Origin of the sequence: Paenarthrobacter sp. MSM-2-10-13 (assembly GCF_011605365.1) — a bacterium.
GTDB lineage: Bacteria > Actinomycetota > Actinomycetes > Actinomycetales > Micrococcaceae > Arthrobacter.
Genome location: NZ_JAAOXO010000001.1, coordinates 396,482 through 415,527, shown reverse-complemented (window position 1 = coordinate 415,527; position 19,046 = coordinate 396,482). Strand labels below are relative to the sequence as shown.

The following is a 19,046-nucleotide window of genomic DNA, read 5'->3' as shown; positions in this document are numbered from 1 at the left end:
GGGGACGTCGGGAGTCGGCGGGCCGGATCTTATGGGGAGGAAATCGTGTCACAGCCAGAGCACGGCCAGAATCCACCGCCGGGTGGTCAGCCCGCGTGGGGTAACCAACCACAAGGCGGCAATCAGCCACCGTGGGGCGGCCAACCACAAAACGGCAATCAGCCACCGTGGGGCAGCCAACCACAAAACGGCAATCAGCCACCGTGGGGCAGCCAACCACAAGGCGGCAATCAGCCGCAGTGGGGCGGCCAACCACAGTGGGGCGGCCCCCAGGCTTGGGCTGCGCCGCAGGCTGGCGGGCAATATCGTCCAGGTCAACCTCCTGGCGGCTGGCCTCCAGGTCCACCCTACGGGCAACCCTTTTATGTCGCGCCTCCCAAGCCCGGAATCATCCCCCTGCGTCCGCTGCAATTCGGCGAGATCCTTGATGGCTCGTTCCAGACGATCCGCCGCAATGCCGCTTCCATGTTTGGCTCCGCGCTGATCGTGCAAGTCCTCGGGGCAGTCCTGATCGGCATTGTCACGGTGGGCATGGTCCAGTTGTCCACGACCTTTGAATCCGTCAGTTCGGAAGCGGAGTTTGCCGACGCGATGGGTCCGTTCTTCGCGTTCATGGCCGGCACCCTAGGGGTTTCGGTGCTGATTGGGTTCCTGGGATCCGTCCTCCAAGGTGTCCTGGTGGTGCCCGTCTCCCGTTCGGTGCTCAACCGGCGGACAGGATTCAAGCAGATGTGGAAACTGGCGGGCCCCCGGATAATTCCTCTGCTGGGCGTTGCTGCGCTGCTGACGCTGGGCGGCCTTCTCGCCGTTGCCGCGGTGATCGGGATTGCGATCTTGCTGTTCACCGCCATGGGACCTGCCGCGCTGCTGATCGTCCTGCCTCTGGGGCTGGGTGCAGTGGTGGCCTTTGTGTGGATCGGCCTGAAGTTGATGCTGGCCCCTGCAGTGATAGTGGTGGAGCGGACCGGAGTTTACGACGGACTTCTCAGGTCGTGGAAGTTGACCAGGAACAACTGGTGGCGCATTTTCGGCATCACGCTGGTGGTAGCCATCATGGTGGGAATCATCGCCCAAATTGTCCAAATTCCCGTGTCCTTGGTCTCCGCCGCCATCGGTGGAGTAGTGGCCCCCCACCCCGACGCGGAGTCGATGACCTCCACGCTGGTTCTGACGACCGTGATTTCCACGGCGATCGGGGCACTGGTGGGGTCTGTAACGTTCGCCTTTCAAGCGTCCGTTTCCAGCCTGATCTACATGGACCTACGCATGCGGCGGGACGGTCTGGATGTTGAATTGATGCGGCTGATGGAAACGGGTTCCGATCCTGAAGGGATCCCCGGCGGACCATCCAATGCGCCCGCTAACACCGCCTGGCCACCGAGCGAGGGACAGTTTCCGTCCGCTCCCCCAGGGCAGCAACCTCAGGCATGAGGGCAGCCGCGATCGATGTATTTTCGTCATGGGCATTGATGGAACCGCCTGTGATCCCGGACCGGGACGAAGCGCGACGCTGGGCCGTTGAGGAGCTATCTAACCCCCGGTACCCGGACGCGACGCCCGGCTGGCTTGAACAGATGTGGCGGGATTTCATGGATTGGCTTTCATCCTTGGATGGTGGATCCGGTGCCGGGCCCAACATCGCTGTTCCGTTGATGGTGGTTCTGGCTTTGGTGCTCATCATCGCCGCCATCTTCTTCGTGAGGCCGAGGTTGAACGCCCGGAGGGCTAAAGAGGCGGAAGACCTCTATGGAAACGACCGCACAGTCGACGCAGAGGGCTACCGTGCACGGGCGGCGACAGCAGCCGACGGCGGCAACTGGCCGGCCGCCGTCGTCGATCAGTTCCGTGCTCTTGTCCGCTCCGCGGAAGAACGGGACATCATTGATGCTCGAGCCGGCAGGACCGCAGACGAAGCCGCCGCTCAATTGGGCGGGGTTTTTGGTGCGGCACAAGCCAAGCTGATCGCCGCTGCCGGTGTTTTCGATGCCGTGCGGTATGGCGACCACCCGGCAACACGCGCGGACTACGAGTCAGTCCGCCAGCTGGATGCTGAACTTCTTGCGCTGAAGCCTGACTTCGCAGGACAGGCCAACGCTGGATTCGCGGTTCCCCGATGACCACGAACGAACATGTGGGCCAGGAGGAAATCACTACCCCAGGTTTCCCGGCCGGCGGGAGGTTCAAAGCCTGGTTCCAAAAACACCTCGTGTGGATTGCCTTGGGGGCCTTGCTTGCTGGTTTGGTAATTTTCCTGGCTATTGACAGCGTTGCAGGCGCCACCGACTCCCGGCGCTTGTCAGCGCGGAACCCGGCACCGGACGGCGGAATGGCGGTAGCCGAGATCCTGGGGCGCCACGGCGTGTCCGTCACTCCGACCGAGACGTTCGAGGACACGTTGGAGGCGCTATCAAACAAAGATGACGCCACGGTATTCCTCTTTGACGCACAGGGCTTCCTTGATCGGTCCCAGCTTGAGGACATCACAGCAGCAGCAGACCGTGTAGTGGTGGTGACTCCACGCCTCAGGACGCTCAATGGCCTGGCTGAAGGTATCCGCCCTGGCGGCGTGGTTCCGGAAGCCGTACAGGTCATTGAACCGGGTTGCGAGCAGGACGATGCCTTGGCAGCGGGCCGCGTATCGGCGCAAGGATCCGTCTTTTCAGGACCCGTAGTTTGCTACGCCCCGCGAGGGAGCGGACCCGGGTTGTACGCGGAATCAGCCGATGGCAGGGTCATTGTTTTGGGCAGCAGGGAGCTCTTGGACAATCAACACGTTGCGCTGGAGGGAAATGCGGCCCTCGCCCTCCGAACGCTGGGCAACAACGCGGACCTCGTGTGGTACCTCCCCGGGATCGGAGATATCCCTGCGTCAAATTCAAGCCCCACGCTCAACGAGCTCGCGCCGCGATGGCTTGCCTTCACCGGCCCCTGGCTGGGCTTCGTAGCCCTGCTGGCCATCGTATGGCGGGGCCGGCGCATGGGCCCTTTGGTTTTCGAGCCACTGCCCGTGGTGGTCAAGGCCGCCGAAACAGCAGAAGGGCGTGCTCGCCTGTACCAGGACTCACGTGCTGTGGAGCGGGCCGCCCGGAATTTGAGGGCAGGAACCCTGTCACGGCTGGCCCGGCACTTCAACCTTGGAGCTGACGCCACCACCGAAGCAATTCTGGATACAACAGCCCGCCATGTGAAGCTGCCGGCCACGGAAGTGCGGTCCGTCCTGATCGACTTCATGCCCGAAAGTGAAGGACAGCTGGTGCAGTGGGCACAACAGATTGAACGAATCGAACAGGAAGCGATCGCCAGATGAGCAGCCACACGGACAGCAACAGCCACTACGCGGATACAACGCCCCAGCAGGAAGCCCTGCAGAACGAGGCGTCGCAGCACGAGGCGCCGCCTTCAGAAAACGGGCAGAGGCACCCCCTTGAGGATCCGGCACGGCAGTCGTTGCTCAATGTCAGAGCCGAAGTGGGCAAAGCTGTAGTCGGTCAGGACTCCACGGTTACCGGCATGCTGATCGCCCTGCTATGTGACGGACATGTCCTCCTCGAGGGTGTTCCCGGCGTGGCCAAGACCCTTTTGGTCAGGGCTTTGTCCACCGCTCTGAGCTTGGACACCAAGCGTGTTCAGTTCACTCCGGACCTCATGCCCGGTGACGTCACGGGCTCTTTGGTCTATGACTCCCACACGTCCGAGTTCACTTTCCGTGAAGGCCCGGTGTTCACCAACATCATGCTGGCCGACGAGATCAACCGAACCCCGCCGAAGACCCAGGCTTCACTCCTGGAGGCAATGGAAGAGCGCCAGGTTTCCGTGGACGGCGTATCGCGTCCACTGCCAAGTCCGTTCATTGTTGCGGCCACCCAGAACCCTGTGGAGTACGAGGGAACCTATCCCCTGCCGGAGGCGCAGCTGGACCGTTTCCTCCTCAAGTTGACCATGCCGCTGCCCGGCCGGGCTGAGGAGATTGAAGTCATCCGCCGCCATGCCAGCGGGTTTGATCCCCGCAACCTTTCCGCAGCCGGCGTGCGCCCGGTGGCTGGCGCCGTCGAGCTTTCCAACGCCCAAGCAGCCGTTGCGCACGTGGCTGTGGCTCCGGAGATCCTCGCGTACATCGTTGACGTTGTTCGCGCCACAAGGTCTGCGCCCTCATTCCAACTCGGCGTTTCGCCGCGCGGGGCAACCGCGCTGCTCAAAACCTCAAAAGCGTGGGCGTGGTTGTCCGGCAGGTCCTTCGTCACCCCGGACGACGTCAAAGCGTTGTCCTTGCCGTGCCTGAGGCACAGGGTAGGTCTGCGGCCGGAAGCCCAGATGGACGGCATTGTGGTGGACGATGTCTTGGGCAGTATTCTCGCCTCCGTCCCGGTACCGCGATGATCGCCGGGGCGACGTTGGCCGAGGGGGCTTGAGTGGCCATAACGGGTCGTTTTGTGTTGCTTTCTCTGCTGGGTCTGGTGCCGTTGGTGGCTTTTCCCGCGTGGAGCACTGTCCTGTTGGTTGGCGCGGGGCTGGTTCTTGTGCTGGTGTTGGATCTGGTGCTGGCGGCGTCGCCCGCTCAGCTTGCCCTGGAACGCGTCCTCCCTGGAAACGTGACGCTCGAGGGCAAAGCTGACTCTGTAGTGACCATCACCAACCCCACCCGGCGCACATTGCGGGCGGAAGTCAGAGATACCTGGCAGCCCTCAGCGGGGGCCGTGAACTCTGCGCAATCCCTTGTGGTCCCGGCTGGTGAGCGCCGGCGCATGACAGTGACCTTGGTCCCTCGGCGACGCGGCGACCTTACAAGCCCCCATGTGACCATCCGCTCCATGGGTCCCCTGGGAATGGCGGCGAGGCAGCGCACACGCGTCCTGCCTGGCCAGTTGCGGGTCCTCCCGCCGTTCCACTCGAAACGTCATCTCCCATCCAAACTCCGGAAGCTCCGGGAACTGGACGGCAGGGCCGCCGTGCAGATCCGCGGGGCAGGTACCGAATTCGACTCGTTGCGTGACTACGTCCGCGGTGACGACGTCCGGTCCATCGACTGGCGCGCTACCGCACGCCGCACATCGGTGGTGGTGCGGACGTGGCGCCCCGAGCGCGACAGGCGCGTGGTGATTGTTCTTGATACTTCCCGGACGGCGGCAGCAAGAATCGAAGATGAACCGCGGCTCGATACTGGAATTGAGGCCGCTCTGCTGCTCGCCGTGCTGGCCGAGCGCGGAGGCGACCGTGTGGATTTCCTCGCCTACGACCGGAGGCTCCGCGCACGGGTTGAGTCGGCGTCGAAAGGAAATTTGCTGGGTCAGCTCGTTCAAGCCATGGCTCCCTTGGAGGCTGAACTGATCGAGCTCGATTGGCAGCAGGTTCCTGCTCAAGTGCGTGCCGTCTCGGCGCATCGCTCCATGGTGGTGCTGTTGACGGCGCTTGACGGCGGCGCCCCGGAAGAGGGCCTCCTGCCTACCGTTGCCCAACTGGCACGCCAGCACGTTGTGGTGGTGGCATCCGTCCGGGATCCCTTGCTTTCTGCCATGAAGAAAGAGAGGACTACGGCGAGTCAGGTTTTCCGGGCAGCGGCGGCCGAACGCGCGCTCTTGGAACGCTCAGCGGTGATGGCTCAGCTCCGGCAGCTTGGAGCCGAGGTGGTGGATGCCGAACCCCACGATGTTCCTCCACTGCTCGCTGATACGTATATTCGCCTCAAAGCAGCCGGCCGGCTCTAAAGCAAAGCTCCAGCCTAAGTACGGCTCCGATGTTGTGTTCAAGGAAGGACTGCCATGAATAGCCCCATCTACCAGCTGGCGCTGGGCGAGGATTTCGCCCGGCTCACCCCGGAACTCCAAAAGTATTTCTCGTTGGCGGCCGGATCGGGTTTCTATGGAATAGGCGAAGGCGTCTTTGACGTGGTGGGGTGCCGGCAGAAATGGTTGCGGCCGCTCCTCGCATTGACAGGAGGCGAGGAAGCCTTCTTTCCAGAGTACGGCGAGGGAATTCCGTTCCGGATCGAAAACCACGCCCATGTGGATCCTTTCGGACGCCCGGCACTAACAGCGCGCCGGGAGATCTACTTCCCGTCCGGAACACGGCTCTTCCACGATACGACCAGCGCCATCCTGCCTGGCCATGGGGATCGAAACGCCCGCTTGGTGGACCATGTAGGCCGTTACCGCCGACTGGTCACGGACCTGGATGTCAGCGTCACCTCCCAAGGCCGCCTCCGTGGTGTGTCCCAGGCGAGCAGGCTCTTCCTGGGCCCCCTGCGCATTCCGCTGCCGGCAGCCCTCGACGCACGAGCGTATGCCGAACAATGGTGGGACAACGACGAGGGCAAGCACCGCATTCAGGTCAAGGTCATCCAGCCACAGATCGGTCTGGTTCTTGTCTATGCAGGACGCTTCGACTACCGCCTGGCACCGTACTTGCCAGGAATGGCCCCCGGTAACTCCCTCCCCCGCTATGCCGAACCAGACCGCTGGGAAATGAGAATCTGACTTCCCTGAGGTCAGCCCTGAGCCAGCTGGTCCAGTCCGTCAGCCACTTGTGTCAGTTTCGTCAGAACGTCTTTGGCCGTTGAAGGAGTGAAGTCTGCCAGTCCAGTGGAGGGTGTGACGCGCAGTCCCGCCAAGCCGGATGCAGGAAGGCCCAGCTGGCGCCACGGTTTCCAGATGCTTTCAACTACCTCGGCCGTACGCGGTAGTTGCGCCCGGGGATCGCTGGTGGAAAGCGCCCCTGCCCACACACGCTTACCGTCCTCCACGGCTGCGGCCAGCTGTTCCCACTGGCGTGACGTCAGGGCCTTCAGGGGAACTGCGACGCCATCAGCACCGGCGGCGAGTACCCTGTCGATGGGCGCTTCAATTTCCGGTATGGAGACCACTGTCTCCATGACGCCAGCAGATTTCAGGGCGTCGATCACCAGCTTCCAGGCACCTGTGACTTCCTCACCGGAGATGGACCTCAACGTGCGGTAGCCACTGGCTGTTGGAATGGTCCCTGCCATGACGGAGGCAATGTCCGGTTCGTCTATCTGGACCACCAACCGGGCGCCCGGGACACCGGCGGCAATGCGGCTGAGGTGCTCTCCCACGCCTGCGGCCAAGGATTCAGCAATGTCCCTCCGAGCGCCGTAGTCCAAGAGTGCCCGTTCGCCACTGTGCAGGTGAAGATTGGCCGCGAGACTCATGGGTCCCAGCACCTGGATCTTGAACTCCGTTGCTGAAACATCCTCGGCGCCGGCGACGTCGGCCAAAATGTTGATGTCGGTCAATAGTGCCGAGCTGGCGCGACGGGCATCTTTACCGGGCCTGTCCACCAAACGCCAGCCGTGGGGTTGGACGTCGAGTGCGAGGTCAATCAGCAGGGAACCTGTCCGCCCAACGGCGTCCGATCCCACCCCTCGCTCCGGCAGTTCGGGCAGGAACGGAAGATGGGGGTCTCCCAACTCGCCCCTGATGATCCGGTTGGCTTCCGCGGGATCGGTGCCGGGCCACGGCCCTAGCGCGGTGGCGCTGGCGCGTACGCTTTCCACTTCTGTCACGGGTTAGGCCTGCTGGCTGGAGATCTGGTGATCCTCGGCGATGGCCTCGTGATGGCGGATCACTTCACTGATGATGAAGTTGAGGAATTTCTCTGCGAAGGCTGGATCGAGGTGCGCATCCTCGGCGAGCCTGCGCAAGCGGGCGATCTGGGCGGATTCGCGGCCCGGATCTCCGGCGGGAAGCTTGTGTGTGGCCTTCAGGATGCCAACTTTTTGGGTGGCCTTGAAGCGTTCAGCGAGCAGGAAAACAAGTGTTGCGTCAATGTTGTCGATGCTGGACCGGATGGACAGCAGCTCATCCATGACGGCACGGTCCACGTGGCCGGCCAAGGAGCTCGCTGCCGGGTTGAAGGAATCGGCGTCATGGGGAAGGGCGTTGTTCTGCTCGGTCATGCACCCCAGTCTATGGTGTGAGGTTGTACCGCCGTGGGTGTTACCTGACGTGATGGCGAAGGCACGCCCTCCGCAGATGAGGGGGCGTGCCTTCGCTTCTTACCAACGTCCTTTCGAACGGTTTAGCCACCCAGCAGCGATCGGTGGGCATCCCGCCGTCGTGCTTGTTCATCCGGGTCCGGTACCGGCAGGGACGCGATGAGCCGCTTGGTGTAGTCGTGTTGCGGTGAGCCCATCACTTGGTTGCCGATCCCCTGCTCCACCAGCCGGCCCTTATACAACACGCCAACCCAGTGGGACAGCATGTCCACCACTGCGAGGTCGTGGCTGATGAAGAGAGCCGCGAAACCGTACTGCTCCTGGATGTCTTTGAACAGGTCCAAGACTTTGGCCTGCACCGAGACGTCAAGGGCGGATGTGGGTTCGTCGGCGATCAACAGGCGCGGATTAAGCGCCAGGGATCTCGCCAGGGATGCGCGCTGCCGCTGCCCGCCCGAGAGCTCGTGCGGGTAGCGTTCGGCGTACGACGCCGGCAACTGGACTGATTCGAGCAGCTCACCTACCTTTTTCCTCGCCTCAGCGGCGCCCGGCCGGGTGTGGATCAGCAGCGGTTCGGCGACGCATTCGCCAATGGTGAGGTGCGGGTTGAAGGACGCCGCCGGATCCTGGAACACGAAGCCGATTTCCTTGCGGAGGGGTCGGAAGGAACGCTCCTTGAAGTCCAACATCTCGTACCCAAGGACCTTCAGGCTTCCCCCTGTGGTCCGGGTCAGGCCGGCTATCGCTCGTCCAATGGTTGACTTTCCGGAACCGGATTCACCCACCAACCCGAAGACCTCGTTTTCGGACACCGTAAAGCTGACATCGTTCACGGCCTTGAATCCGTGCCTGCCGAAACGGCCGGGGTATTCGATGGTGAGGTTCTTTGCCTCCACCAGGATTTTGCCATCTTGGTGGAGCCGGCCTCGGGCACCCTCGGAGGCGGAGTTCCGTCCGAGGTGCGGCACAGCGGCCAGCAGTTTCCTGGTGTACTCCTGCCGGGGTTCAGCAAACAGGACCTTGGCCGGGGCCTCCTCCACAACGTCGCCCTGGTACATCACCACTACACGGTCGGCCAGATCTGCCACGACGCCCATGTTATGGGTAATGAGCACGATCGAGGTGCCGTAGTTGTCCCTCAAATCGCGCAGGAGCTGGAGGATTTCGGCCTGGACTGTCACATCCAGGGCCGTGGTGGGCTCATCGGCCACGATCAGTCCGGGATTGAGTGCCAACGCCGCGGCTATGACCACGCGTTGTTTCTGTCCGCCGGAGAACTGGTGAGGATAGTAGTTGACCCGCGTTTCGGGGTCCGGGATGCCAACCTTGCGAAGTGCCTCGGTTGCCCGTTCCTTGGCTTCCTTGGCGGAGATGCGCCGTCCGTCAGTGGAATGCGCCCTGATGCCTTCGGCAATCTGCCAGCCCACGGTGAAGACCGGGTTGAGGGCTGTGGAGGGCTCCTGGAACACCATGGCCACATCGCGGCCGCGGATTGTGCGGAGGGTGGATTTGCTGACGCTGATGACGTTGTTGCCGTTGATCACCACGGCGCCTGAGCTGATGGCTGTTTCCGGAAGCAGGCCGAGGATGGTCTTGGCCGTCACGGTTTTACCGGAACCCGATTCGCCCACAATGGCAACTACTTCTCCGGCTCCAACGTTCAGGCTTACGTCTTTGACGGCATGAACGTCGCCGCCGTCAGTGGCGAAGGTGACTTGGAGCCGATCAATGGTAAGTACCGGCTGTTCCGTGCCTGTCCCGTCTGAGAGGTTTCCAAGGTTGGTGGTCATGACTTTCCTGCCTCTGCCGGGTTTACCGACGATTCCGGTCCTGCCGGTGTACCGGGTACTGGTGTTCGACCCGCGCGTTTGCGGCCACGGATCCTGGGGTCGTTGAGGTCGTTGATGCTCTCGCCCACCAGGGTCAGCCCCAGGACGGTGAGGACGATCGCGATGCCGGGGAAGACGCCTGTCCACCAAATACCGGAGGAGGTGTCAGCCAAGGCTTTGTTGAGGTCGAAACCCCATTCGGCCGCGGACGTGGGTTCGATCCCGAAGCCAAGGAATCCCAAACCGGCCAGTGTCAGGATCGCTTCGGAGGCGTTGAGGGTGAACATGAGCGGCAAGGTTCGGGTGGCGTTCTTGAAGATGTGCCGCCCGATGATTCGCACACTGGACGCCCCGAGGACCTTGGCCGACTCCACGAAAGGCTCGGCCTTGAGCCGGATGGTCTCTGCACGGATCACCCGGAAGTACTGCGGCACAAAGACCACAGTGATGGAGAAAGCACAGGAGAAGATGCCGCCCCAGAAGCTGGACTGGCCGCGGCTGATCACAATTGAGATCACAATCGCCAGGAGCAGTGTTGGGAATGCGTAGATGGCGTCCGCAACGACGACCAAAATTCTGTCCAGCCATCCGCCGAAGTATCCGCTGAGAAGCCCCAGCACCACGCCGAGGAACAAGGACATTGCCACGGACACAATGATGACTGTCACTGCCGTTTGGGAACCCCAAATCACTCGAGACAGGACGTCGTAGCCACCAACGGTCGTTCCCAGCAGGTGTTTGCCGCCAGGGGCTTCCTGGGTGGGAAACGAGCCGGAGGCATCGCTGAGTTGGGAGTAGCCATAGGGAGCAAGGAGCGGGGCGAAGATGCTGGTGAGAAGGAATACTCCGCTGAGGACAACACCCACCACCAGCATGCCTCGCTGGAGGCCTACGCTCTTCTTCAGGTGGCTGATCACGGGAAGCCGTGAGAACAAGGGCTGCTTGGCCCGGGTCAATTGAGGGGTGCTCATGGTCAGTACCTCACTCGGGGGTCGATGAGCGCGGCAATGATGTCCACGATGAAGTTGGTGACGGCCACGATGATGGCCAGCAGCACCACGATCCCTTGGACGGCCACGAAGTCGCGGGCATTCAAGTACTGCACCAGCTGGTAGCCAAGGCCTTTCCACTCAAAGGTGGTTTCGGTGAGGATCGCGCCGCCCAGCATCAGGGCAATTTGCAGGCCCATGACGGTAATGATGGGAATCAGCGCGGGTTTGTAGGCGTGCTTGGTCACCAGGCGGAACTCGCTGACGCCTCTGGAGCGCCCTGCCTCAATGTAGTCCTTTCCCAATGTTCCGATGACGTTGGTGCGGACCAGGCGAAGGAACACACCTGCGGTGAGTAGGCCAAGGGCGACTGCCGGAAGAACTGCGTGGGACGCTATGTCACCGAGGGCGGTGAAGTTTCCGCTTCGCAGCGCGTCGAGCCAGTAGATACCGGATGGAGCAGCCAAAGCGCTCATGGTTAGTTCGGTACGGGTGGAGGCGCGGCCTGCTACCGGGAACCATCCGAGCCATACGGAAAACGTCAGCTTGAGGAGCAGCCCTGAGAAGAAGACCGGAGTGGCGTAGCAAAGGATGGCGAAGAACCTCAGCAGGGCATCGGGAGTCTTGTCCCGGTGTTGGGCGGCAATCAGCCCGAAAGGGATACCGACTGCGAGCGCCACGATCAGCGCGTTGATGGAGAGTTCAAGGGTGGCTGCGCCGAAGGTGGTCATCACCTCAACTACAGGACGCCGGTCAGTGATGGTGGTTCCGAAGTTCCCGGTGATCAGCTGGCCAAGGTACTCGAAGTACTGAACCAGGACCGGACGGTCGTACCCGGCATCATGGATGCGTTGGGCCAGGACGTCCGGGGGAAGCCGTCCGCCTTGTGATGCGGTGATGGGATCGCCGATGACCCGCATCAGGAAGAAGACCAGTGTTACCAGGATGAAAACGGTGGGAATGATCAGGAAGAACCTGATCACGATGTATCTGCCCAGCCCTCCCCCGGCTTTGGACTTGCTCTTGGGAGCGACGATGCCGGGTTCAGCCTCGGGAACCTCAATAAGTGTTGTCATGTGCTACCTGCATTTCTTGCCCGTGGATTACGCGGGACTGTCTGATGCGTGCCGGCCACGTTGGTGGTCAGCAAAGGAGGCGGAACACCGGATCAGTGTCCCGCCTCCCTTCTCTTCACAAAGGTGCGGTTACTTGGAAATTACGCCCAGACGGAACTTGAAGGACGGATCCAGGGTCTTGTCGACTCCGTTGACGCCGCTTCCGACGACCGCCACCTGCGCACCCTGAAGCAGGGGCAGTGTGGAGATGTCCTTGGCGAGGGCGTTCTGGACTTCCTTGATGGCTGCCTCACGCTTGGTCTTGTCCGCTTCGGTGAGCTGCTTGCCGATGAGTTCGTTGACCGTGGCGTTGTTGTAGTGGTTCTTCAGGAAGCCGCCCTCGGGGAAGAACGGGGTGAGGTAGTTATCGGCATCGCTGAAGTCCGGGAACCAACCAAACTGGAACAACGGGTATTCGTCAGCACGGCTGGCCTTGCTGTAGGTGACCCATTCGGTGGACTGCAGGTTCACAGTGAAGAGCCCGGACTTTTCCAGCTGCTCCTTGACCATGGCGTATTCGTCTCCGGAGGATCCACCGTAGTGGTCCGGGTTGTACTGCAGGTTCAGGGCAACGGGTTCGTTGATGCCGGCGTCCGTCAGGACTTTCTTGGCCTTATCCAGGCTTGGCTTTCCGTCATCGCCATAGGCGTCCTTGAAGGATTCGTTGGCGCCGAGGAATCCGCTGGGGACGTTGGAGTACAGCGGCAGGTAGGTGCCCTTGTACACCTGGTCTGCAATTGCCTGCCGGTCCACCAGGTTGGCGATCGCCTGGCGTACGGCCAGGGCCTTGGCGGGGTCCGCCCCGGTCGCTTTGGTTCCGTACGGCATAGTGTCGAAGTTGAACGTGATGTAGCGGATTTCGCCGCCCGGGCCAGTGAGGACCTTGACCTTGGAGTCCTTGCGGAGATCGTCGATGTCAGTCGCGCTGAGGCTGCGGAAGGCAACGTCAATGGCGCCCTGTTGGATTTCCAGCTTCAGGTTGGTGGGGCTGGCGTAGTACTTGATGGTGGCAGCGTCGTTGGCCGGCTTGCCAAGAACACCGTTGTAGTCCGCGAACGATTTGAAGCTGACCAATTCGTTTTTCTTGTAGCTGTCAATCGTGTACTGGCCGTAGAACGCGTTCGCCTTGATGATCTCGTCGTCGGAAAGGATCTTGTCGGCCGGGAAGACTTCATCGTCCACGATCGGCGCGGCCGGGCTGCTGAGGATCTGGCTGAATGTCTGGTCGTTGGCGTTCTTCAATTTGAACACCACCGTGGTGGCGTCTGGCGTGCTCACGCTGTCGATATTGGTCAGGAGCGAGGCTGGTCCGGCGGGGTCATTGATGGCCACCTGCCGATCGAAGGAGTGCTTTACGTCCTTGGAATCCAGAGTGTGCCCGTTGGCCCATTTGAGCCCGGACTTGAGCTTCACGGTGTATTCCGACGGCGCCGTGAAAGACGACGATTCGGCGAGGTCCGGAACGGGTTCCGCGCCGCCGGGCTTGGAATTGAGCAGGAATGAGTAGACCTGGTTCATCACCATAAATGAACCGTTGTCATAGGATCCTGCGGGGTCCAAAGACGTGACTTTGTCAGTGGTGCCGTAGGCGATGGGGCCTGCGGCGGCCGGAGCGGAAGATGAGCCGCCGCCGGAGGGTCCCGTGCATGCCGTCAGGGCGAGCGCGGAGATGCCCGCCAGCGCGATAGCGCCGTGCAGGGCCTTCTTGTTCAGTGCCATCTGGTGAACCTTCTGTTCGATGGATTCGGCGCGCCGCCGTCAGATATTTGTGACGGCGCGCACTCTTGATTCCACGATTCAACCAGACTTCGCAGGCCGCGAACCCCTCATTTTGTGATTTGAGACACAAAATTTACTTTCCAGTAGCTTTTGCTCTGAACGCCCGGACTATAGGACTTCCCGCTGAAGGGAACGGGCGGCATCTATGGTTGCCTGTCCCAGGACACGACTACCCTGATAAAGAACGACGGTCTGCCCCGGGGCAACGCCGCGCAACGGATCCGTCAACGTAACAACCAGCTGGGCGCGCTCAACGCCTGAATCATCAGCGACGGCTTCCACCCGGGCTCTCGCCGGAACGGGATCGCCATGAGCCCTCACTTGGGCATGGCAATCGAACTCGGCGCCGCTTGCTACCTCGGAAATGGGCAACCCGGCCCACGAAACCTTGATGCCGCGAATCTCGTCGATCGCCAGCAGGGCTTCCGGCCCCACAACCACCTTGTTTTCCTTGGGACGGATCTCCAGGACGAACCGAGGCTTGCCATCTGCCGCGGGCGTACCCAGCTTCAGGCCTCGTCGCTGCCCCACCGTGAAGGCGTTGGCACCTGGATGTTCACCAACCTTGGCACCGGTTTCGTCAACGATGTCCCCGGTGGTCATGTCAATTTTCTCGGCCAGCCAGCCGCGGGTGTCGCCGTCGGAGATAAAGCAGATGTCGTGGCTGTCGGGCTTGTTGGCCACGGACAAGCCCCGGCGTTCTGCCTCGGCACGTACCTCGGCCTTGGAGGGAGTGTCCGCCAGCGGGAACATGGAGTGCTTCAGTTGCTCGTGGGTCAGGACGCCCAGAACATAGCTCTGGTCCTTGGCCCAATCGGCGGCGCGGTGGAGTTCCCGGTTACCGTCAGCGTCTTCGATGACCTTGGCGTAATGTCCGGTGCACACAGCATCGAAGCCAAGGGCGATGGCCTTCTCCAGAAGTGCTGCGAACTTGATCCGCTCGTTGCACCGCATACACGGGTTCGGTGTCCTGCCAGCGGCGTACTCGTCAATGAAGTCCTGGACAACGTCTTCCTTGAAGCGCTCCGAGAAGTCCCACACGTAGTAGGGAATTCCAAGGACATCGCAAGCACGCCAGGCATCGCGGGAATCCTCGATGGTGCAACAACCCCGGCTTCCTGTGCGCAGGGTGCCGGGCATCCGCGACAACGCAAGGTGGACCCCGACGACGTCGTGTCCGGCCTCGACTGCCCGGGCTGCGGCCACAGCGGAGTCAACTCCGCCGCTCATTGCTGCAAGTACTCGCATGCTGGCTTTCTGTCTGTGGGAGTTGGAGCAACTGATCCGGCTGGGAACAGCCGGCGTGCCCATCTATTCTAGCCTGCCGTGCCACGCCTACCCTAAAACCCTTGACTGACCCCACCCGTGCTTCTAAAGTCAAAATAATTGGTTTTAGAATCGAGCTGACATGGCACACGAACACATAGTTATCGTCGGCGGCGGGCTTGCCGGCGCCACCGCAGCCAAAACCCTCCGCGCCGAAGGCTATGAAGGGCCCGTAACCTTGGTGGCCGCAGAGAACCGACCACCTTATATACGCCCTCCCCTTTCCAAGGAATTCCTCCTTGGCAAAGCTGAGGCAGATGCTGCTCTGGTGGTGCCGGATAAATGGTACGGGGAAAACGGCGTCGAGCTTCTTCTCGAAAGCCTCGCCAGCCGGATCGACCCCCGGGGGCACGCTGTGGCACTGGCCGACGGCCGAAGCCTTCACTACTCCAAGCTGCTCCTCGCCACGGGCGCCCGGCCTCGAACCATTCCGCTTCCAGGTGCGGACCTTGACGGGGTAATGACCTTCCGAACCTTCGATGACAGTGTGCAGCTTCAGAACCTCCTTAAGGACGGAGGCAAGAAGGTGGTCATGATCGGCTCCGGGTGGATCGGCATGGAACTGGCGGCAGCAGCCCGCACATATGGCAACGACGTCACACTGCTGGGGCTGGAAGACATACCGCTGAGTGCCGCCATCGGACCTGAACTTGGTGGATTCTTTCATCGGCTCCACGAAGATCAGGGCGTGACGTTCCGCCTTCCGGCAAGCGCTGCCGGAATTGAAGGACAGGACGGCAGGGCGACGGCGGTCCGCACCAATACCGGCGAAACGCTGCCCGCCGATGTGGTGATCGTTGCCGTCGGCGTGGTACCTGACACCGCACTCGGCGAAGCCGCAGGGCTTGCCATCCGCAATGGAATACTGGTGGATACCGGGCTGAGGTCCAGTGCACCGGATGTGCTGGCTGCAGGAGATGTAGCCAACGCACTCCACCCATTTACCGCCGAGCACCATCGCAGCGAACATTGGGCCAACGCGCTCAACGGCGGCAAGGTGGCTGCAAAGTCCATGATGGGCCGGGATGCCCAACTGGACGTGGTGCCGTACTTCTATACGGACCAGTTCACCGTCAGCATGGAGTACTCGGGGTTTCCCTCCTTGACCTCCGGAATCACACCGATGATCCGCGGCTCGCTTGATGACGGCAGCTTCATCGCTTTTTGGTTGAGGGAGGGGGTGGTAGTTGCCGGAATGAGCGTCAACCAGCGCCGGGTTCAGAAGCCCATCAAGGCCTTGATTTCAACCCGCACCCCTGTGAACGTCAACAAACTGACGGATCTCGGGGTGCCACTGGACGAACTGCTGCCCGATGAGCCGTAAGAGCTAGAAAGGTTCCGACGAGGCCTGCCGAGCCACCGTCGCTGCTGTTTGAATGCTGGATTCATGACCGGCCATTCCGGCCTGCCGGGCCCTTAAGCACGCCTCGGGCAGGGCTTTCAAGAGCGCGTCCACATCCGCATCGGTGGAACTGTGCCCCAGCGTAAAGCGCTGGGCGCCGCGTGCAGTATCTTCATCCAGGCCCATTGCCAGGAGGACGTGCGAAGGCCGTGGCACCCCTGCCGTGCACGCCGAACCCGTGGAGGATTCAACGCCTGCCAGGTCCAGGAGAAAGAGCAATGAGTCGCCTTCACAACCAGGGAAGGTGAAGTGGGCGTTCCCCGGCAGCCGCCCGTCCCCGGGAGCACCCCTCAGCACCGCGCCCGGCACGGAATCGTGTACTCCGTTGATAAGGCGGTCGCGCAACAAACTGAGACGTTCTTTTTCAACGGGCAGGTTTGCAGTGACAGCCTCCGCGGCTGCGGCAAAAGCGGCGATTGCGGGAGTGTCCAGTGTTCCCGAGCGCACATCGCGTTCCTGCCCGCCGCCGTGCTGCACCGGCGTCAGCTTCACGGCCCTTCCCAGGAAAAGTGCGCCGACCCCCACCGGACCACCAAGCTTGTGCCCCGAAACGGACATTGCAGAGAGTCCCGAGCCACGAAAGTCCACGGGAATCGATCCGAAAGCCTGGACGGCATCGGAGTGAACCGGGACTCCATGCGGTTTTGCCAGCTCCACAATCTCCGTCACCGGCTGGATGGTACCTACTTCATTGTTGGCCCACATCACTGTGACCAAGGCAATTGATTCGGGATCGCGTTCGATTTCCTGCCGGACGACCTCCAGCCGAACAGCGCCGTCGCTGTCTACCGGAATCCACACAACGTCAGCACCTTGATGCCTTACAAGCCATTCGACGGTATCCATGACCGCATGGTGCTCGACGGCGGAGCAAAGGATGCGTGTACGGCGCGGATTCTCGTCCCGCCTGGCCCAGAACAGACCCTTCACCGCCAGGTTGTCCGCTTCCGTCCCGCCTGAGGTGAAAATGACCTCGGATGGGTGTGCCCCGGCAGCCGCCGCCAGCGCCTCCCTGGCATCCTCCACCGCTCGCCTCGCGCGGCGGCCCGCACCGTGAAGCGACGAAGGATTACCGGTCCGCGCCAGCTCGCGCGTCATCACAGCGAGCGCTTCGGCCGACAGGGGCGTGGTTGCGGCGTGGTCAAGGTATACAGGCACCTTGTAATTCTACCGATGCCTGGCGTTCAGGATTCCTTACCAAGGGCATTGATGCGCGCACAGCAGTGTCCCGGACCATGGTCCGGATCCGGCACGATGATGCCGGCAATGAGTCCGGAGGCCGCAGCAGCACCGCTGAGGAACGCGCCGTTCATTGCGCACACCACTTCCGTGTGGTCCCGCGACAAGCGATGGAACGGACAGTTGAGCAGGCGGTATCCCCCGGCAGCGTCCGGCGAGGGGTCGTATCCGAGTTCCGAGAGTGCACCCAGGAAATGGCCAGGGCGTCCAACCTCGCGCCCTGCAGCTGCAGCGACATCGCGCATCGCTTCCAGCGCCGGCACACCGTCGGCCTGAGAGCGCGTGATCGCCGCGGCCATGAGGTGACCGGCGAGGTCGTAGTGCCGCTCAGGAACAGAGACGCCCACCTCGTCCATGACGGGCCTGTAGAGCTTTGATGGCCGCCCCGACCCAGGCCCTGTCTTCTCAGGGGATTTCCTGAACTCAACCCGCAAGAGCCCTTCGCGGACCAAACGGTCCAAATGGAAGGAAGCCGAACTGCGGGGCAGCTCGAGTGCCAAGGCCGCCCCATCCCGGCTGACGGCCTCCCCTGCACTCAGAACGTACTCATATAGCCTGCGGCGGTTTTCATCGCCCAAGGCAGCAACAGCAGTGATTTTCCGGATCCACGGGAGTTCGGACGTGCCCATACACCAAAGATATATCTAAAAATAAGAATCGTTGCTTTAGCGGAATAGCCAAGAAAGGCAGGGTCAGGACGGCGGTACCACAACGAGCTGGGCCACAGTTTCCGCACGGGCGGCGCTCAACGTTGCGTCGTCCGGGCACGACAGGGAAACATAGACGGAGGACGCGGGGGCGCTGAACAACCTGGCCAGGACCAAGGCAGGCTTACCGCCGGATGCGGCCGAAGACTCCAGGCTCAGGAACTCCACGCTACGCTGTGGTTTATCGGATCCTTCTCCCCAACGCAAAGTCGCCGGCTTCAGGCCGTCCAGCGCACCAACGTTGAGGTAGGTGAACAATTCCTTGGTTGAGGCGACGTCGTCAGCGGCCACCACCAGCGGGCCCTGATTCACGCTCACGCGGACTGCGAGGGTGCAACCGTCAGCCTTCTTGTATCTGCTTTCGCCCTGCAGGCCGGAGTGCACCACCGACCAACCGGGAACCTCCTCCAACCGTGTGGAAACTGTCACGGGCTCCCCCGCAGCCAACGTGCTCCCTGCCGCAAGCGGCAAGTCCTTCGCAGCCACCGCGGCCGCGTCGTGTCCTGGAGTGATGGTGGGCGTCGCCAGCGTGGAGACCGACGGCGACGACTTAGGCGCAGTAGGGTCAGGGACGTTGACGCTGCAGCCTGCCAGCAGGACACCGGCGGTTCCGAGGGCAGCCAAGCCGGCCAGTCGTCGTCGAACGTTGCTCGCCACTATGTCTCCTTGCCGTGCGCTCTGGAATATGGTGTGGGGACCGCGCCGATCGACC

The 19,046-nt window shown here is 62.0% G+C and carries 18 protein-coding genes; 7 read left to right on the top strand and 11 right to left on the bottom strand.

All coding sequences use genetic code 11. The features are described 5' to 3' along the window. Positions 1-48 precede the first annotated feature (48 nt). Complete coding sequence (locus HAV21_RS22110; RefSeq protein ID WP_243753085.1) at positions 49-318, bottom strand: hypothetical protein; 270 nt, start codon at positions 316-318, stop codon at positions 49-51. Positions 319-465: 147 nt separating this feature from the next. On the opposite strand from HAV21_RS22110, the gene HAV21_RS22105 reads away from it, so the two are divergent. From HAV21_RS22105 to HAV21_RS01970, 6 genes are read left to right on the top strand one after another with little or no spacing between them, the layout of a single operon-like run. Next, positions 466-1,431, top strand: a complete 966-nt coding sequence (locus HAV21_RS22105) for a hypothetical protein (RefSeq protein ID WP_243753084.1) — start codon at positions 466-468, stop codon at positions 1,429-1,431. Continuing rightward, on the top strand, positions 1,428-2,117 hold the full coding sequence (locus HAV21_RS01990) for a DUF4129 domain-containing protein (protein ID WP_142938550.1): 690 nt from the start codon (positions 1,428-1,430) through the stop codon (positions 2,115-2,117). The genes HAV21_RS22105 and HAV21_RS01990 overlap by 4 nt, the downstream gene beginning before the upstream one ends. Then, entirely contained in the window at positions 2,114-3,307 is a 1,194-nt protein-coding gene (locus HAV21_RS01985) for a DUF4350 domain-containing protein (RefSeq protein WP_166840119.1), read from the top strand. Before HAV21_RS01990 ends, HAV21_RS01985 begins: the two co-directional genes overlap by 4 nt. Beyond that, positions 3,304-4,377: a MoxR family ATPase gene (locus HAV21_RS01980; protein WP_243753083.1), complete on the top strand. Its 1,074-nt coding sequence runs from the start codon at positions 3,304-3,306 to the stop codon at positions 4,375-4,377. Before HAV21_RS01985 ends, HAV21_RS01980 begins: the two co-directional genes overlap by 4 nt. Before the next feature lie 32 nt (positions 4,378-4,409). Beyond that, positions 4,410-5,702 carry a DUF58 domain-containing protein gene (locus HAV21_RS01975; protein ID WP_142938548.1) on the top strand — a complete coding sequence of 431 codons (1,293 nt, stop codon included), beginning with the start codon at positions 4,410-4,412 and terminating at the stop codon, positions 5,700-5,702. A gap of 54 nt (positions 5,703-5,756) precedes the next feature. Continuing rightward, entirely contained in the window at positions 5,757-6,470 is a 714-nt protein-coding gene (locus HAV21_RS01970; RefSeq protein ID WP_166840117.1) for a DUF4166 domain-containing protein, read from the top strand. 11 nt (positions 6,471-6,481) lie between these two features. Here the strand turns inward: HAV21_RS01970 and HAV21_RS01965 are convergent, their stop codons facing one another. The 7 genes from HAV21_RS01965 to mnmA all read right to left on the bottom strand — a co-directional run bounded on the left by HAV21_RS01965 (position 6,482) and on the right by mnmA (position 14,890). After that, positions 6,482-7,516 carry a hypothetical protein gene (locus HAV21_RS01965; RefSeq protein ID WP_142938546.1) on the bottom strand — a complete coding sequence of 345 codons (1,035 nt, stop codon included), beginning with the start codon at positions 7,514-7,516 and terminating at the stop codon, positions 6,482-6,484. Positions 7,517-7,519: 3 nt separating this feature from the next. Then, positions 7,520-7,909 (bottom strand): chorismate mutase, encoded by a 390-nt coding sequence (locus HAV21_RS01960; RefSeq protein WP_142938545.1) that lies wholly within the window; start codon positions 7,907-7,909, stop codon positions 7,520-7,522. 122 nt (positions 7,910-8,031) lie between these two features. After that, the gene (locus HAV21_RS01955) at positions 8,032-9,738 is read right to left on the bottom strand and encodes an ABC transporter ATP-binding protein (protein ID WP_142938544.1); all 1,707 of its coding nucleotides are present in this window, start codon (positions 9,736-9,738) and stop codon (positions 8,032-8,034) included. Then, the gene (locus HAV21_RS01950; RefSeq protein WP_142938543.1) at positions 9,735-10,748 is read right to left on the bottom strand and encodes an ABC transporter permease; all 1,014 of its coding nucleotides are present in this window, start codon (positions 10,746-10,748) and stop codon (positions 9,735-9,737) included. The genes HAV21_RS01955 and HAV21_RS01950 overlap by 4 nt, the downstream gene beginning before the upstream one ends. Positions 10,749-10,750: 2 nt before the next feature. After that, positions 10,751-11,842, bottom strand: a complete 1,092-nt coding sequence (locus HAV21_RS01945) for an ABC transporter permease (protein ID WP_142938542.1) — start codon at positions 11,840-11,842, stop codon at positions 10,751-10,753. A 129-nt stretch (positions 11,843-11,971) separates the two neighbouring features. Then, positions 11,972-13,600 carry an ABC transporter substrate-binding protein gene (locus tag HAV21_RS01940; RefSeq protein ID WP_166840115.1) on the bottom strand — a complete coding sequence of 543 codons (1,629 nt, stop codon included), beginning with the start codon at positions 13,598-13,600 and terminating at the stop codon, positions 11,972-11,974. 168 nt (positions 13,601-13,768) lie between these two features. Beyond that, positions 13,769-14,890 (bottom strand): tRNA 2-thiouridine(34) synthase MnmA, encoded by a 1,122-nt coding sequence (mnmA, locus tag HAV21_RS01935; protein ID WP_243753114.1) that lies wholly within the window; start codon positions 14,888-14,890, stop codon positions 13,769-13,771. A gap of 178 nt (positions 14,891-15,068) precedes the next feature. Between mnmA and HAV21_RS01930 the strand changes: the two genes are divergently transcribed. Next, a complete protein-coding gene (locus tag HAV21_RS01930; protein ID WP_142938539.1) occupies positions 15,069-16,310 on the top strand; it encodes an FAD-dependent oxidoreductase in 1,242 nt (413 codons plus the stop codon). 3 nt (positions 16,311-16,313) lie between these two features. Here HAV21_RS01930 and HAV21_RS01925 read toward each other — a convergent pair whose 3' ends face one another. The 3 genes from HAV21_RS01925 to HAV21_RS01915 all read right to left on the bottom strand — a co-directional run bounded on the left by HAV21_RS01925 (position 16,314) and on the right by HAV21_RS01915 (position 18,991). Beyond that, positions 16,314-17,546, bottom strand: a complete 1,233-nt coding sequence (locus HAV21_RS01925) for a cysteine desulfurase family protein (protein ID WP_166840111.1) — start codon at positions 17,544-17,546, stop codon at positions 16,314-16,316. A 26-nt stretch (positions 17,547-17,572) separates the two neighbouring features. After that, positions 17,573-18,256, bottom strand: coding sequence for a helix-turn-helix domain-containing protein (locus HAV21_RS01920; RefSeq protein ID WP_166840110.1), 684 nt, complete (start codon positions 18,254-18,256; stop codon positions 17,573-17,575). Positions 18,257-18,319: 63 nt separating this feature from the next. Next, complete coding sequence (locus HAV21_RS01915) at positions 18,320-18,991, bottom strand: hypothetical protein (RefSeq protein ID WP_223940551.1); 672 nt, start codon at positions 18,989-18,991, stop codon at positions 18,320-18,322. Between the last annotated feature and the right edge of the window lie 55 nt (positions 18,992-19,046).

What these genes read in the sequence shown, in the direction of transcription:
- HAV21_RS22105 (WP_243753084.1), top strand. Translation starts at nt 466, where the DNA reads ATGTTTGGCTCCGCGCTGATCGTGCAAGTCCTCGGGGCAGTCCTGATC.
- HAV21_RS01990 (WP_142938550.1), top strand. Translation starts at nt 1,428, where the DNA reads ATGAGGGCAGCCGCGATCGATGTATTTTCGTCATGGGCATTGATGGAA.
- HAV21_RS01985 (WP_166840119.1), top strand. Translation starts at nt 2,114, where the DNA reads ATGACCACGAACGAACATGTGGGCCAGGAGGAAATCACTACCCCAGGT.
- HAV21_RS01980 (WP_243753083.1), top strand. Translation starts at nt 3,304, where the DNA reads ATGAGCAGCCACACGGACAGCAACAGCCACTACGCGGATACAACGCCC.
- HAV21_RS01970 (WP_166840117.1), top strand. Translation starts at nt 5,757, where the DNA reads ATGAATAGCCCCATCTACCAGCTGGCGCTGGGCGAGGATTTCGCCCGG.
- HAV21_RS01960 (WP_142938545.1), bottom strand. Translation starts at nt 7,909, where the DNA reads ATGACCGAGCAGAACAACGCCCTTCCCCATGACGCCGATTCCTTCAAC.
- HAV21_RS01955 (WP_142938544.1), bottom strand. Translation starts at nt 9,738, where the DNA reads ATGACCACCAACCTTGGAAACCTCTCAGACGGGACAGGCACGGAACAG.
- HAV21_RS01950 (WP_142938543.1), bottom strand. Translation starts at nt 10,748, where the DNA reads ATGAGCACCCCTCAATTGACCCGGGCCAAGCAGCCCTTGTTCTCACGG.
- HAV21_RS01945 (WP_142938542.1), bottom strand. Translation starts at nt 11,842, where the DNA reads ATGACAACACTTATTGAGGTTCCCGAGGCTGAACCCGGCATCGTCGCT.
- HAV21_RS01940 (WP_166840115.1), bottom strand. Translation starts at nt 13,600, where the DNA reads ATGGCACTGAACAAGAAGGCCCTGCACGGCGCTATCGCGCTGGCGGGC.
- mnmA (WP_243753114.1), bottom strand. Translation starts at nt 14,890, where the DNA reads ATGAGCGGCGGAGTTGACTCCGCTGTGGCCGCAGCCCGGGCAGTCGAG.
- HAV21_RS01930 (WP_142938539.1), top strand. Translation starts at nt 15,069, where the DNA reads ATGGCACACGAACACATAGTTATCGTCGGCGGCGGGCTTGCCGGCGCC.
- HAV21_RS01920 (WP_166840110.1), bottom strand. Translation starts at nt 18,256, where the DNA reads ATGGGCACGTCCGAACTCCCGTGGATCCGGAAAATCACTGCTGTTGCT.